This is a genomic window from Glutamicibacter sp., from assembly GCF_050701915.1.
Classification (GTDB): Bacteria; Actinomycetota; Actinomycetes; order Actinomycetales; family Micrococcaceae; genus Glutamicibacter.
Genome location: NZ_JBOGEG010000020.1, coordinates 13114 through 28178, shown reverse-complemented (window position 1 = coordinate 28178; position 15065 = coordinate 13114). Strand labels below are relative to the sequence as shown.

At 62.5% G+C, this 15065-nt stretch carries 13 protein-coding genes; 5 read left to right on the top strand and 8 right to left on the bottom strand.

Going from position 1 to position 15065, the window contains the following annotated elements; translation table 11 throughout:
* Positions 1-57: 57 nt before the first annotated feature.
* Positions 58-324: a hypothetical protein gene (locus ACRDT3_RS12380; protein WP_431493262.1), complete on the top strand. Its 267-nt coding sequence runs from the start codon at positions 58-60 to the stop codon at positions 322-324.
* A 151-nt stretch (positions 325-475) separates the two neighbouring features.
* On the opposite strand, the gene ACRDT3_RS12375 is transcribed toward ACRDT3_RS12380, so the two are convergent.
* A complete protein-coding gene (locus ACRDT3_RS12375) occupies positions 476-817 on the bottom strand; it encodes a DUF1801 domain-containing protein (protein ID WP_431493261.1) in 342 nt (113 codons plus the stop codon).
* Positions 818-1338: 521 nt separating this feature from the next.
* Between ACRDT3_RS12375 and ACRDT3_RS12370 the strand changes: the two genes are divergently transcribed.
* Positions 1339-1839 (top strand): hypothetical protein, encoded by a 501-nt coding sequence (locus ACRDT3_RS12370; RefSeq protein ID WP_431493260.1) that lies wholly within the window; start codon positions 1339-1341, stop codon positions 1837-1839.
* Positions 1840-1983: 144 nt separating this feature from the next.
* Positions 1984-3543 carry a DUF222 domain-containing protein gene (locus tag ACRDT3_RS12365; protein WP_431493259.1) on the top strand — a complete coding sequence of 520 codons (1560 nt, stop codon included), beginning with the start codon at positions 1984-1986 and terminating at the stop codon, positions 3541-3543.
* Positions 3544-3803: 260 nt separating this feature from the next.
* On the opposite strand, the gene ACRDT3_RS12360 is transcribed toward ACRDT3_RS12365, so the two are convergent.
* From ACRDT3_RS12360 to benA, 6 genes are all read right to left on the bottom strand, one after another.
* On the bottom strand, positions 3804-6488 hold the full coding sequence (locus tag ACRDT3_RS12360; RefSeq protein WP_431493292.1) for a LuxR C-terminal-related transcriptional regulator: 2685 nt from the start codon (positions 6486-6488) through the stop codon (positions 3804-3806).
* 48 nt (positions 6489-6536) lie between these two features.
* On the bottom strand, positions 6537-7904 hold the full coding sequence (locus ACRDT3_RS12355; RefSeq protein WP_431493258.1) for an MFS transporter: 1368 nt from the start codon (positions 7902-7904) through the stop codon (positions 6537-6539).
* 191 nt (positions 7905-8095) lie between these two features.
* Positions 8096-8935, bottom strand: a complete 840-nt coding sequence (locus ACRDT3_RS12350; RefSeq protein ID WP_431493257.1) for a 1,6-dihydroxycyclohexa-2,4-diene-1-carboxylate dehydrogenase — start codon at positions 8933-8935, stop codon at positions 8096-8098.
* Positions 8932-10476 carry a benzoate 1,2-dioxygenase electron transfer component BenC gene (gene benC, locus ACRDT3_RS12345; RefSeq protein WP_431493256.1) on the bottom strand — a complete coding sequence of 515 codons (1545 nt, stop codon included), beginning with the start codon at positions 10474-10476 and terminating at the stop codon, positions 8932-8934. The genes ACRDT3_RS12350 and benC overlap by 4 nt, the downstream gene beginning before the upstream one ends.
* Positions 10477-10555: 79 nt before the next feature.
* Positions 10556-11086 carry a benzoate 1,2-dioxygenase small subunit gene (gene benB, locus ACRDT3_RS12340; RefSeq protein WP_431493255.1) on the bottom strand — a complete coding sequence of 177 codons (531 nt, stop codon included), beginning with the start codon at positions 11084-11086 and terminating at the stop codon, positions 10556-10558.
* A gap of 19 nt (positions 11087-11105) precedes the next feature.
* A complete protein-coding gene (gene benA, locus ACRDT3_RS12335) occupies positions 11106-12485 on the bottom strand; it encodes a benzoate 1,2-dioxygenase large subunit (protein ID WP_431493254.1) in 1380 nt (459 codons plus the stop codon).
* A 218-nt stretch (positions 12486-12703) separates the two neighbouring features.
* Between benA and ACRDT3_RS12330 the strand changes: the two genes are divergently transcribed.
* Both ACRDT3_RS12330 and ACRDT3_RS12325 read left to right on the top strand, forming a co-directional pair.
* Positions 12704-14122, top strand: a complete 1419-nt coding sequence (locus ACRDT3_RS12330; RefSeq protein WP_431493253.1) for an MFS transporter — start codon at positions 12704-12706, stop codon at positions 14120-14122.
* Positions 14091-14516, top strand: a complete 426-nt coding sequence (locus ACRDT3_RS12325) for a DUF1801 domain-containing protein (RefSeq protein ID WP_431493252.1) — start codon at positions 14091-14093, stop codon at positions 14514-14516. The genes ACRDT3_RS12330 and ACRDT3_RS12325 overlap by 32 nt, the downstream gene beginning before the upstream one ends.
* A 48-nt stretch (positions 14517-14564) precedes the next feature.
* Here the strand turns inward: ACRDT3_RS12325 and ACRDT3_RS12320 are convergent, their stop codons facing one another.
* A complete protein-coding gene (locus ACRDT3_RS12320; protein WP_431493251.1) occupies positions 14565-15002 on the bottom strand; it encodes a hypothetical protein in 438 nt (145 codons plus the stop codon).
* Between the last annotated feature and the right edge of the window lie 63 nt (positions 15003-15065).

Below are 15065 nucleotides of genomic sequence, written 5' to 3'. Positions count from 1 at the left end.
GGCACCCCGCCGTTGCCGTACCAGAAACCTTGCGCCGACCAGGGCCAGGAGACGTTCTTGCGGACCGTCCGCGGCTTCAAGGCCAATTCGCCGCAGCGCCTAGTCCACCTCGCCGAACTGGCGAGCAACCGCTGGCCATCCTCGCACCAGCCAATCCCATGGGAGCGCATCATGAATGCTTCAACACTGACCCAGCCAGCTACTGAGGTCCAGACCGGAACCACCACGCGGCGCGTTGCCGTCACCCGCGAACCCCGGAACCACTGGGCCTGGACCGGGTGGATGCCAGAAGATGAACTCGGCACCTCGATGCTTGCCGCCTAGGCTTCCGCCCTCAGCACTACCGACGCTAAGGAAGGTCCCGACAGCAATGGCGCTGCCGGGGCCTTCCGTGCGCTTGAGGACGGGCTCCGGGCGACACGGCTGCCCGTAGCGGGCGCCCTGTTCATCTTGCTGCCAGTTGGCTTGCTCGGAATCAGCCCGCGGCCTTCTTCACCAGTTCCCGAATCTTTTCTTCCGTTGCAGAATCCAGCGAGGTGATAGTCCATGCAACTGGATGCATGTGGGAGCCTTCCTCATAGGCTGGATTCACGACTTCTCCAAAACCGAAGGCAACGAAGTCCTTGTCAGGTTTGATGTAGCAGACGTCCTTGCCATCCCGGACGTAAAACGGAAGTCCCCAGCGCACAATCGGCTCCAGCGATGGTGCGCTCTGCACGATTATGGCATGAAGCCGTTCGGCAATCTCGCGATAAGGTGCTGGAGCTGTGCTGAGCTTGGCGAGAACAGCCGCGTCGCCCTTCTTGGTGAAGATCATTCCTAGTCTCCTTCAAACAGTTGGCGCTGCATTGCGGCGCTTGGTGGTATCGCTCGCGCGATCGCTTTGGGCTCCCAATCGGCACATAATGCACCTTACCGACCAAGGGCCTCTACTTCACGGATTCTTGCACTGAAATACCGAGAACTGATACCAGGACAGCTTGAGCTGTCGCCCACACCCCACCGGGCGTGCGATTCTTTGGAGTCCTGCCTGTCAAGATCCTTTCCCGGGCCGGCGCCATCCCAAATGGATGCCAACCAGTGGCGGAGGCGAATCCGTGGGAATTCCCAACTTTTCAGGCATCAGCGAGCACTGATCTGGCCGCGCTTCCCGCCTGGCACTTCCAGCACTGCTTCTTGCCTTTCAGTCCGGTCCCATGCAGGGAATTGCCAGACGGCCTTGCGGCGCATGCCTCGCTCCTCGAAAAGTACTTCAGACGTGGAAGTGCCACAGATGCCCAATTCATAAATTTCTTGATTATTTCATTTAGTTGACTAGTGCGCTGTTACGCTACTGACATGCGTAAACTTCTAGTTATCTTCGGGTTCGCCATCATCGCCGCCTATGCAGCCTATGGCGCGCTGCTCATGAACAATTGGGCCGTGGTTGCTGCCAGCGGCGTTCCCCTGGATGAAACCATCGCCGAGATGGCCGCAATGGACCAGGATTACGACTTGCTCGGCGGTTGGGTCTTCGCGGCCATTGGAATCGCCCTTGCCGCCTCTTGGCTCGTTCCGGTAGTTTCCCGCGGGCGCAAGCTGCCCGCCTGGGCGACTGTCGGAGGATGGAGCCTGATCATTGCCCTGGGCGCACCGGGCTATTTCTTCGCTTCCTTCGCCAATATGAACTCTGTGGGCGACACCTTTGCCGATTGGAACGCCGGAGCGTCCGCCGCCCTGGCAGCACCTCTATACATCACCAGCATCCTCGCCTTCGCCATGCTCGCAGCCACGGGAGCCCTTGGCGTCCGGGCTGCTTTCACCCGTCCGCCACGCCCCCTGCGTCCAACTAGCAGCTAGCACGGCACCCATTACCGCTTTCCCTGATCCAGCGATTTTCGTTCCAGAATCGCACCGAAGATCATTCGTAGAAACTTTCTATAACTTGTCCACAGTCGGCATATAACCAGAACAAAGAGTCGATACTCTGCGGGAAAGTTAACTATGACTACTCCCGCATACCTAGAAGACAACGACGGTGAACATCGCCTTCCCCTGCGCCCACCAGGCACCCGCACAGAATCGCACAAAACCTCCCCGCTCGATGCCCATCGCGAACACCAGGTTTTCTTCGGACCTCTCAAGCAAGTTGCCGACGAGCTCTTCGATGCCGGCCCCGTCAACGGCCCCGGAGACGCATTGGAACGCTTGAAGAAAATCCAACGCCTGCAGAGCAGCACCGAAGCCGTTATCTGCGTTTTGCTAGCAGACGCAGTCGAGCAGGTCAGCGAATCCTTCAACAATCTGATTGCTGCCGAACACGCCCACACCGCCAAGGAAGAAGCCGAAGCCCGCAAGAGCGCCGAATACTACGGCGTGGACCGCGGAAGCGAGCAGATCATTAACTCCAACTTCATCGCCGAGTCAGCCATCGCTTTGCGGGAGAGCAGCCGCAAGGTCAGCAAGCGGATGTTCCACGCTAAAGGCTTGCGCCACGTCTGCAAAGCCACCCTCATCGCCTTGGCCGCCGGTGAGATCACCGCCAAGGCCGCCCGCGACATCGTCAAGTACTCCCAGGATCTCTCCGCTGAGCAGATCACCCGCATGGAACAGATCTTGCTGCCCCTGGCGAAGACGGCCAGCGACGAGACCATCTACCAGCGGGCACGTCGCCTCCACGACCGGATGAACCCCGATTCGGCCGAGAACCGGCAGAAGAACGCACTAGCCGCCCGCAACGTCAAGGTGTGGAATGACGAGAATGGCATGGCCATCTTGCAGCTGCATCACCGCGCTGATGTCATCCATTCGATCCGTAACTCGATAAAGCATGTCGCCACCCAGATCACGGATCCCAAAGATCCACGTACCCAATCCCAGGTTGAAGCCGATGCCCTTGTAGACGTATATCTTCATGGATGGCCCGGAATGGAATGCATGCCACTGAAGCCACGGGTCGCCATCACGATCCCTGCCATGGAAATGCTCGCGAACCCCACTCGCGCCCTCGCTGATTTGGAAGGTTACGGGCCGATCCCTATCGGGGTGGCGTTGGAAATCGCCGCGGACGCTCCGTCGTTCCAGCGCGTTCTGACCGATCCATGGACGGGAGCCGCAATTGATGTGGAGCCCAAGAAATATCGCCCTTCCCAGGGGTTGCGTGATTTGCTGCGCCACCGCGACCAGCATTGCGGTTTCCCTGGTTGCCGCCGCCCAGCCGACCGTTCAGAAATTGATCATATTGAAGCGTATGGACAGGGCGGCCACACTACCCGGGAAAACACCCATCTCTTGTGTAAGCAGCATCAGATGTTCAAGCACGCCCTAGGCTGGAAGGTCTTCGCTTGCCCGGATGGCTCCAAGACGTGGGTATCTCCGCACGGATTGCGGTCAATCACGATTCCCGCAAGCGTGGACAACGTGGAGAAATTTGATCATGTCAACGATCATTGTCCTCGGCGCCCCCAGGACGCAACGGCCTACAAGGTGCAGTTGACTCCCGAAGTGCGGCGCGTGCTGGGCCTTGGCCAAGATGAGGACCTGTCCGACACCGGAACTGGCTAGAGCCAGTCCCCCGGCTTGAGTTTTGAGTGACAAATTTTTTCAGTCACTAGCAACACCACACCACCGATACCCCACAGGAGCAAAGGGAATGAGCCCGATTGCAAGGCTGGTTGCGGCCAGAATCAGGAATCCCGGCTTCGTCCCAATCAAGCGAATCGGCCGAATGAAAAAAATTTACAGTCACTGCGCGCAGGTTAACCCGCACTCGGCATGGCCCTAGCTGCCCTTCGGGAATGAAACTTTTTCCCAGTCGGAAAGCACTATCCTTCAAGATCGAAGCGCGCGAGCGCAGCGAGCTCAGTACGGTTGGACACCGCCAGCTTCGTGTAGATCTTGGTCAGGTGGTACTGCACCGTCTTGGTACCTATATATAGCTCTTCTGCGACACGTCGATTGCTTGCACCTTCGCAAACCAGCTTGGCCACGGCTTGTTCTTGTGCTGTCAGCGTCGACCAGTCGGCACTCTCCCTTCGGAGCATCCCGGTGCCGCTTGCCTGAAGCTCACGCGTGCAGCGGTCGATGTACACGGTTGCATCGAAGTGCGTGAAAATCGCCAGCGCGCGAGTCAACGGAGCAACGCATTCAGCCCGCTTGCCGGCTCGGCGCAGGCATTGCCCGTAGTAGAAATCAATTTTTGCCCGGTGGTAGACCGACCCGATGCCTTCCAAACGGCGGATGGCATCTTCAAAGACCAAGCGGGCCGCGCCGATATCTCCGCGGGCTGCCAGCAAGTTGGCTTGCACGCTCAGGAATCGAGCGACTCCACTTTGGTGGCCTGAAGCGACAGCGCTCTCCAGCAACGGCTGAATGAACTTCTCTGCCTCATCAAGGCGTTCGCAACGTATGAGCGCCAAGGCATATGTATCCTGCCAGGTCCAGAAACCTGCCTGGTCTATGCCCTGCGTGCGGTCCAGCCGAAGCAATGGTTCCAGCGCCCGCACAACCTCTTCATGGTTTGCCTGCGCCCGGGCAATCTCGGCCCGCGCCATCCGGTAAGGCATCTCCATGATGGCATAGCTGCCCGTGCGTGCCCACGACTTGCGAAGGTGCAGATCCGCCTGCTCCCAGTTGCCGCGCAATGCGTGAATCTGCACCGCGGTCAGCTGGATCAGCGGACGCAGGATCTGGATTTCAGAACGCTCCTGCAGGGCCTGCGCGGATCGAACCGTCTCCAGCGCTTGGTCCCAGTCACCCATGAGGAATTCAGCGCGCGCCGACCAAGCTTTGGCCCACAGCGAGATGCGCAGGGATCCATCGCTGAAGTCCGTGGAGCTGGCCGCGGAGAGCTCGTGCCGGGCAAGCTCCACGCGATCGGTCGCGAGGTAGACCCAGCCCAGTGACATTTCTGCGCGCTGGCGCTGTGCTCCTGCCGGAAGGGTGGCCAGCAGGTCCATCAAGACCTGCTCCCCCTCATCAGCCCGGCCCATCATTGCCAGGCCAAGCCCTTGGATGGCCGCATTTTCAATGGCTAGCGGGCTGCCCACCTGGGCAAGGTGCAGCGATTGCTCGGCCCAGTCAATGATCTTCTGCCCCTTCAAACGGCACAGTGAATCGAGGACTTGGCGTTGGGCGATCACGGCCATCACATCGTTGTCCTGATCCTGGACCGCGTTGTGCCAGGCACTGGATAGCCAGCGCTGCGCGGTGTTCGCGCGGCCTTGCAGAATGGAGATATATCCGGAAAGCACGTCGCGCTCCGGGCTGCTTTCCAAGCTCGAAAGCTGATGTGCGAAGGTTTGCGCCCGCGGCAGCTCGCCGGCGGCGACAATCGCATCCACTGCGTTGAGCAGCAGGGAGTCGCGGCGCATCGGGTCCGGGGATAAATGCATGGCACGGAAGAACGCGGCGGCGGCCGAAGACCACTCGCCCCGCTTGCCCTGTGCCCGCGCGTAGTCTTGCAGTTCCATCGACAAGCTGCCATCGGGCAGGATGCTCGCATCGGCCCGATGGCCCAGCTTCGCCCCCTGGTCCTCGACGATGTCCGCGGCGCAAGCATGCAACCGGATGCGGCTACTCAGCGGGATCTGGTGGTAGACAGCCATTTGGGTCAAAGCATTCTCGAACCCGAGCCGCACCTTCCCGCTATGGCCGTGGGTTTGCGCCAGCGAGGAGTCGAGAATCTGCTGGATCGGCAGCAGCGGATCGTCCTCGCCGACCAGCTTGGCGATATTGTCGATCCTGGCCTGCAGGCCGAGCACCGCGGCCGCTTCCACCAGCGCCCGCGCCCGCGGCTCCAACCCATCCAATAGCTCGATGACGTGCAACGACAGGGCGCGAGGGGCAGGCGGCCAGCGATCGAACTGCTCCCAGCTGTGCTCCGGATTCTCTTGGGCCAGCTCGATGACCACCTGCAGGTTGCCCTGGGTGTAATTCACCAGCTGCTCGGCGGCCGTTGGCGGCAGGTCGATCCCCGTTCTGGCGAAGACGATCTCGCGCGCATGCGTTGGGTTGGGCACTTCCAGCTGCAGGATCTTCAATTGGCTGTCAGCCAGGAATTCGCGGGTTTCCGGTGAAAGCCTGGCCAGGTTCTGGTCGCGCATCACCAGCACGATGAGTAACGGTTCATTGCGCAAGCGGCGCCACGCGTAGTGCAGCGCCTGGAAGCTGAGGTCATCGACCCACTGCGCATTTTCCAGCACCAGCACCCGGGGTTGCTGCGCATCCCTGCGCAGGTACTCCAGCAACGCCTCGCCCAGCGCCCCGGCCGAGCCTGCGTGGCTGCGTTGCAGCAACGGGCCCAGGGCGGCTCCGGGCTGCGCGGTTTCCCAGCGCGAGGCGGTCACCAGCTGCACCGATTGGCTGGCCAACCGGGTAAGCAGGGCCTTGATGATGGTGCTCTTGCCGCTGCCGCGCGGACCCTTCAGCACGGCTAGGGTGCTGCCAGTTTGCTGGACTTCGCGGGAAAGGTCGGCGAGCGCGTCTTGACCCTGCTGGGCACTGAGCATGGCGTTCACCGACCTTTCTGCGTTGCTGTGTTGCGCTTCGATGTACCGCTACTTTGCCACGCCCGCAGTCGCCTGCTGCTCACGTGCCGGTCGCAACTTGGCGGCGATTTCGGAATTGCGCAATGGTACGCCGGCGGTGATCAATGCACCAACGATAGCAACCCCGGAGAAAACATAGAAAGCGACATGGTTCTCGACGCCGGCTGCCATCAGCAGGCCACCGAACAGCGGGCCGAAAATACCACCCAACCTGCCGAATCCGGCACACCAAGCTACACCGGCACCACGCGCAGCGCTGTTGTAGTAATTGGAAACGAAACCGTAGATCAGCACCTGGGTGCCGATAGTTCCGACGCCGGCCACGGCCACCAACGCGAGCAGGATGCCCAGCGGCAGGTGCATGGTCAGCAGCACCATGGCCACTGCGGCGAGGAAGAAGGTGGTGCACACGGTGCGCTTGACGCCGAAACGGTCGGCGCCGACGGAGGCAATCAGGCCGCCGAAGATCGCGCCGGCATTGAAGACCAGCAGGAAGGTCAGCGAGAAGTCCTTGCCGTAGCCGAACTGCGACATGATCTGCGGCAGCCAGGTGTTCAGCCCATAGGTCAGCATCAGGCCGGTGAAGCTCATGAAACCCAGCAGGAAGGTCGGGAAGGCGTACTTCTTGGTGGCCAGCGCCCGGAACCCGATCTTGTCGGCGGGCACCGCGGCGTGGTCCGAACCGGCCACCGGTTCCAGCGAGTGCAGCGGGACTCCGGTGCGAGCCGAGACGCGCTCGGCTTCTGCGGTGCGCCCGCGAGCCAGTAGCCACTCCGGGGATTCGGGCAGCTTCACCAGCGCCATCGGCAGCAGGAAGAGCAACGGGGTCGCGCCGATCAGGAACAACCCGCGCCAGCCGATGGCGTCGAGCAGGATGATGGCCAGCAGGGAGGCGAGCACTCCGCCGATGGGCACTCCGGAATAGACGATCGCATTGTAGAAGTTGCGCTTTCCCTTGGGGGCGAATTCGGCAACTACCGCACCGGCGGTGGCGACCAGCGCGCCCACACCGATACCGGTGGCGAAACGCAGTGCTCCGAAGGCGGTGACGTCGTCGGTCAGCGCGGTCAGGCCCATGGCCACGGAGAACCAGATGATCCCGGTGATCATGATCTTGCGGCGGCCCAGGTAGTCGCCGATCGCGCCGGCGACCAGCGCGCCGACCATCATGCCGGTCAGGGCCCAACTGCCCAGGGCGCCGGCGGTGGTCGCGGTGACCGTACCCAGCTGCGTGGGGTCGCCCAGCAGCAGCGGCACGATAGTGCCGTAGACGACCAGGTCGTAGCCGTCGAAGATCAGGGACAGGGTGGCGATGGCCACCACCCAGCGGACCGTGCTTTGCTGTTTCCTGTTGGTGCTTGCTTCCGAAGTATTCACGAGTTGCTCCATCTTTCATGGGCCCGGGCGCACATCGTTGTGCGGGTATCGGGTCTCTGGGAGGTACCGCGCCCGGGGGCGCAGCGTGGGGAACCGTGGCCCGAAATTGCGTCGGGCGGCGGGTTTTTCAGAGCACGCAGGCGGCGGGGATCCCGCCGCCTGCAAGCAATAGTTGTATTCCAGCGCGTTGGCTAGCCGAGGTCCCCTCCGGCCACCGCGAGGGTGGATCCGGTGATGTAGGAGGCCTCATCGGAGGCCAGGAACACGATGGGTGCGCTCTGCTCGTCCAAGGTGCCGTAGCGCTTGAGCAAGGTGGAGTCCACCGTCTGGTCCACGATGGCCTGGTACCAGGCCTCTTCCTGTTCGCCGGTGGGCGCCGGGCCGCGCTTGACTACCCGCTCAGGGGCTTCGGTGCCGCCCGGTGCGGTGGCGACCACACGGATATTCTTGGCCGCGCCCTCCATGGCCAGCGCCGAGGTGATGGCCTTGACCCCGCCCTTGGCCGCCGCATAGGGAACGCGGTTCATGCCGCGGGTGGCCACCGAGGAGACGTTCACGATGGTTCCGGAATTGGCCTTGGCCATTTCCTCGAACACCGCGCGGCACATCCACAGGGTCGGGAAGAGCGAACGCTGGATTTCCTTGCTGATCTCCTCCGGCGCGTAGTGCTCGTAGGGCTTGGCCCAAATGGTTCCACCCACGTTGTTGACCAGCACGTCGATACGGCCGAACTGGTCCTTGGCGGCGGTGACCGCGGCCAGCGCCCCCTCATAGGTTTCCAGGTCTGCGGTCACGCTCAGCGCGGTGGCGCCGTGGGCGCGCAGGCCCTCGGCCACCTCATGGATCAGCGGCGCGCGGTCAACGAGCACCAGTTCCCCGCCCTCGGCGGCGATGCGCCGGGCCACGGACCAGCCGATGCCCTGGGCGGCGCCGGTGACCATGACGACCTTGCCGGCAAAGCGGCCCGGGTGGAAGGACCCGGGCAGCCCGGCGGCCTCGGTCTGGTTCACCGGGCTCTGCGTGGCGCTCACTGGGCCGCTGCCTTGGAGGCGGCGGCCATGGTGGCCTTGGCGTGCTGGTTGTGCGCGGTGATCGCCGCGCGGGCGGCGGCGATGTCCTGCTTCTCGAATGCGGCGACAATGCCCAGGTGGTCGGCGTCCACGGCCCCGTCGATCCAGTGCTCCTGGCGCAGCACCGCGGCCATCAGCGCGGGCACGTCCAGCCGGCGGTAAGCCTGCAGCAGGTGCTCGTTGCCCACGGCCTTGAACAGGAATTCGTGGAAGGCGTCATTGGTGACGGTGAATTCCTCGGCGTTGATGAACTTCTCGCCGTCCAGGGTCTTGCCGGCCAATTCGGCCAGGACCTTGAATTCGCCCAGCTGGCCCTCGGTCAGCTTGCCCATGGTCAGCTCGACGACGGCCAGTTCCAGTGCCATGCGGGCATCGAACTGGGCCTCGAAGCTGGCGTGTTCCTCGCCGATTTCGTAGCCCTGGGCGGCAGGTGCCTCGGCGGGTGCCTCGGCCGGTGCGTCGGCAGCCGGGGCGGCAGGCTCGGCGTCGGGCACGACGGCCAGCGCGAACTTCTCGTAGTAGAAATTCTGCGGCTTGAGGCCTTCGTCTTCCAAGTGGCGGCGCACGCCCTCCACCATTGGAGGCGGGCCGCACAGGTAGATGTCCACGTCGCCCTCGGCCAGGTGCTGCGGTTCGAAGTGGTTGGTGACGTAGCCCTTCTTCGGCGAAGCACTGTCCGGGTCGCCCACCACGGTGTCGAAGCTGAAGCCCTCGATGCGCTGGGTGTAGTCCTGCAGCACATCCAGTTCGACCAGGTCGATGTCGGTGTTCACGCCGTAGATCAGGTGCACCGGGTGCGGGTTGTCCATGCCAGCCAGCTTCTCCAGGATGGCCAGCAGCGGGGCCAGGCCGGTGCCGCCGGCAAGCAGCAGCGATTGGCGCTTGGGTTCGCGCAGGAAGAAGCTGCCCATCGGGCCGGTGAAGGTAATGCGGTCGCCCACCTGCGCGGTATCGCGCATGTAGGTGGACATCAGACCGCCGTCGGTGATGCGGATCAGGAAGGAGACGATCTGAACTTCCGGGCCCGAGCTGAAGGAGTAGGAACGGGTCTGCCCGCCGGAGCCGGGCACCTCGATGTTCACGTACTGGCCCGGCAGGAAGGAGAGGTCCTCGCGCTTGTCCACCTCGAGGCTGAAAGCGTAGGTGGTTTCGGAGATGCGGCGGATCTCGCTCAGCGTGGACTCGAAGGTGGTGGCCGAGGTCTTGGCGACATCCGAGGTGGTCGGGATCTGCAGCACGAGGTCGGATTCGGGGACCATCTGGCATGGCAGGCAGTAGCCGGCCTCTGCTTCGTCGTCGGTCAGCGCTTCTTCGATGTAGTCGCCGCCGTCGTACTTGCCGGACTCGCAGAAGGCCTTGCAGGTGCCGCAGGCACCGTCGCGGCAGTCTAGCGGGATGTTGATGCGGGCTTTGTAGGAGGCGTCGGCGACGGTTTCGTTCGCGCCGACCTTGATGAAGCGGGTGATTCCGTCTTCAAAGGCGAGGGCTACCTGATGGGACATGGCTTGCTCATTTCAAGAAATCTGGGGATGGGTGAGTCGGCGGGGCCTGCACTGGCCCCGCCGCCCATGGTGGTGTCGCTTAGATGTGGTAGATGTCCACCACGTGGTGGATGTAGTCGTTCTTCAGAACGACCTTCTTCGCGGTGATCACCGGCGCGGTGCCGGAGTAGTCGATCGTGTAGAACGAGGTGCCGAAGTAGGTGTCCACGTTCTGGTAGCGGTAGTACAGGGTGAACCAGTTGAAGCGGATGTCCACCTTGTCGCCGTCCACGGACACGATCTCCACGTTGGTGATGTTGTGTCCGGTGCGCGGCTCGGGCAGCGAAGTGGCCGAGGAGCGGTCCGTCTTGATGCGGAAGACGCGGTCTTCCAGGCCCCCGCGGTTCGCGTAGTAGATCAGCGAGATCTCGCGCTGCGGATCTTCGGTCAGCTGCTCGTCGTCGGCCCAGGCCGGCATCCAGAAGGTGGCTTCCGGGTGGTAGCAGTCCAGCCAGCGGTCGAAGTCGCGGTCATCGAGGAAGCGGGCTTCCTGGTAGAGGAACTGCGCGATATCCGTGGTGGTGACTGCGCCGTTGGAAGTCGGCGCCTCGGTCAGTGCGATGGTGCTCATCTGTCTTGTCCCTTCGGCCTTAGTTCTGTGCTTCGCGTTCGTTGTCCACGGCTTGGCGCATGGTCTGCAGCCAGTAGCCGTGCTGGATCGGGTACAGGCCCTCGTCCTCGGTGCGGGCGCCGGAGGAGATCGGCTTGAGGCCGACCTTGTCCGCGTTCTCATCCGGACCGGTGATCTGGTGGGCCTGGCCGCGCGAGAGGTCATTCCACTGCGCAGAGGTGGCCAGGTAGGTCTTCTGGCAGGAGCGGAATTCTTCCAGGTCATCCGGGGTGGCCATGCCCGAGGCGTTGAAGAAGTCCTCGTACTGGCGGATGCGGGCCGCGCGCGCGGTGTCCGACTCGCCCACCGGGGCGAAGCAGTAGATGGTCACCTCGGTCTTGTCCACTGCCACCGGCCGGAAGACGCGGATCTGCGAGCCGAACTGGTCCATCAGGTACACGTTCGGGTACAGGCACAGGTTGCGGGAGATGCCGATCATCCAGTCGGCCTTGGCTTCGCCGAACTTGGCGACCAGCTCGTCGCGCTTCTCGGCCAGCGGGCGGTTGGCCGGGTCCAGCCATTCGGTCCACAGCAGCAGGTGGCCGTGCTCGAAGGAGTAGTAGCCGCCCTTCTGCTTGTCCCAGCCGCCGGCGTCCATGGTCTTGGTGTCGTTGGAGGATTCGCCGTTGGCGCGGCGGGCCTGGGTGGCGGCGTAGTTCCAGTGCGTGGCCGATACGTGGTAGCCGTCGGCGCCGTTCTCTGCCTGCAACTTCCAGTTGCCGTCATAGGTGTAGGTGGAGGCCCCGCGCAGCACTTCCAGGCCATCTTCGGACTGGTCAACCATCATGTCGATGATCTTGGTGGCTTCGCCCAGGTGCTCTTCAAGGGGCAGGACGTCGGCGTTCAGCGAGCCGAAGAGGAAACCGCGGTAGTTCTCGAAGCGGGCAACCTTGGTCAAATCGTGGGAGCCGTCCTTGTTGAACTGCTCCGGGTAGCCAGCTCCGCGCGAATCCTTGACCTTGAGCAGCTTGCCGGAGTTGTTGAAGGTCCAGCCATGGAACGGACAGGTGAAGGTGGTGCGGTTATCGGTCTTGCGCCGGCAGAGCATGGCTCCGCGGTGGCTGCAGGCGTTGATCAGGGCATTCAGTTCGCCCTGCTTGTTGCGCGAGATGATGATGGGCTGGCGGCCGATGTTGGTGGTGTAGTAGTCGCCGATGTTCGGGATCTGGGATTCGTGGGCCAGGTACACCCAGTTGCCTTCCCAGATGTGCTTCATTTCCATCTCGAAGATCTCTTCGTCGGTGAAGATATTTCGATTGGCGCGGAACTCTCCGGTTTCCGGGCTGTCAACCAGGGCGTTATCCAGCAGGCTGGATACCTCGTTCAGGGTCTCGGTCATGGCGTGGTGTGCTCCGTCCATTCAATGCTCGTTTAAAGGGGAAAACCGCTGCAGCCGGTTTGCATGGATTCAACCTTGGCAGAAAGTGCGGGCGGTCACACTAGGGTTATGCCTAGGCTTGGGCTAGGCATCTGACTACTATGTTTTCGAACGTCTGAATCCACACCTGTTGCCTATCAATGCATCGGCGTATTCTTTTGCTACGACCACCAGCCCACTTTTTTGAAGCAGGCTTGCCCATGCACAATGAAGGACCCCCGGATCCCTCGCTGACCCGTGGCCAGAACCCCGAAGTTCCGCCGCAGGGCCAACGCTCCTTCATGCATATACTGGCCAACACCGCCGTCGCGAACCTCACCACCAGCTATCTGTGGTTCGCGCTGACCTTCTGGGTGTACCTGGAGACCGAGAACGTCATGGCCACCGGCATCATCGGCGGAGCATTCATGCTGCTGATCTCCGTGTTCTCCATGGTTTTCGGGACCATCGTGGACAACCACCGCAAGAAATCGGTCTTCGTCTTCTCCGCGATGATCACCGCCGTGGCCTTTTCCCTGGCCGGGCTGATCTACCTCTGGCTACCCACGAAGGACATCCTGGATATCGGCGGATGGCAGTTCTGGATCTTCTGCCTGGTGATCCTGTTCGGCGCGATCGTGGAGCAGATGCGCGGCATCGCGCTGTCCACGACTGTCACCTTGCTGATCCCGGTCGAGCGCCACGCCAATGCCAACGGGCTGGTGGGCACGGTGCAGGGCATCGCCTTCATCATCACCAGCGTGTTCTCCGGGCTGTCCATCGGGCTGCTGGGGATGGGGTGGACGCTGGCTATTGCCATCGTGATGGTGGTGGTCACGATGCTGCACCTATTGGGCATCTCCATCCCGGAGGAGGAACCGGAAAAGGAGGAAGGGCGGACCAAGACCAGCGACCTGCGCTTGGGCTTCACGACGGTGATGGCCATCCCGGGACTGTTCGCGCTGATCATCTTCTCGATGTTCAACAACTTCATCGGCGGCACCTACATGGCACTGATGGACCCCTACGGACTGACCATCATGCCGGTCGAAGCCTGGGGCATCACCTTCGGGCTGGCCTCCACCGGCTTCATCATCGGCGGCCTGGCCATTGCGAAGTTCGGACTGGGGTCCAACCCGATCCGCACCATGCTCCTGCTGGTTGCCATCATGGGATTCCTCGGCGCGATCTTCACCATTCGCGAGTGGATCTGGCTCTATGTGCTTGGCATCTGGCTCTACATGATGCTGATTCCGGCGGTGGAAGCCTCGGAGCAAACGGTGATCCAGAAGGTGGTCGCCTTCCGCCGCCAGGGCCGGGTGTTCGGCTTCGCCCAGATGATGGAAGCCGCCGCGGCCCCGATTACCGCCTTCCTGATCGCACCGATAGCCCAGTACCTGATCATCCCCTTCATGCGCTCGCCAGCGGGCGATGCCCGATTCGGCTGGCTGGTCGGGCAAGGCCAGGCGCGCGGCATCGCCTTGATCTTCTTAGCCGGTGGGCTGATCATGATTGTGGTGGCGTTGCTGGCCCTGGGCACCAGCCAGTACCGCAAGCTTTCGACAATTTTCCAGGCCGAATCACCTGGCGCACCCGAGGAGACATCACTTGCCAACAAGTCAGAAGACCCTTCCAACTGATGCCAGCGTGGAGGAATTCATTGAGGCGGCCACCCCGGCCAAACGACGGATCGACGGCCAAGAACTGGACCGCATCTTCCGGGAAGCCACCGGCGAGCAGCCGGTGATGTGGGGGCCGAGCATAGTCGGCTACGGAAGCTACACCTACATCTCCCCCGCCAATGCGCGCACAACGGGTATCTGGCCCAAGACCGGTTTCTCGCCGCGCAAGGCCCAGCTCTCCCTCTACGGCCTGAAGGACCTTCCCGAAGGCGCCCAGCTCTTGCCGCAGCTGGGCAAGTACACCGAAGGGGCCGGCTGCGTGTACGTGAAGAAACTGGAGGACATCGACCTGGACGTGCTGCGGAAACTGATCTCCATTGCGGCCTCGCGGCAGGACGACCAGGCTCGATAGCTGCGAAGTAGCGGCACTGGCCTGCTCGATGGTGGGCGCTGCGCCCGCCTAGTTCGCGGCGGCAGCCGGCCGGGCCTTCCTCAAGCGCCTGAGGATGGCGGTTGAAGCTGCAATTGCCCCCAGCGCAATCGCTGCCGCCCCCGAGAATAGCGAGACAGCCATGGGCAGCTGCGGGCTGGCGGAATCGGGGAAGGCATCAAACAGCAGCAGCGTCCAGATCAAGCCCGGAATCGCGCCGGCCGCCAAGGAAACGAGGCTGAACACCAGCGCATGCAGCCAACGCCCGGTTGCACTTCCCAGCCATGCCATGACGCCGGCAACGGCAAGCCATGGAAGCATCGGGAAAGCCAAGGGCAGCCAGAGGCCGGGAACGGACCACCATTGAGCCCCTGCGATCAGGGGATCCACGAAAAGCAGCAGCACAGCGAAGAGGATTCCGCTGGCTGTAGCTAGCCACCTCAATGGCCTGCCATTTTCCCTGCCCATTGCCGCCCGCCTGCCTGCAACTGGAGAACATCTTCTTGCGTTGGCTGATACCCGCAGAGCCGT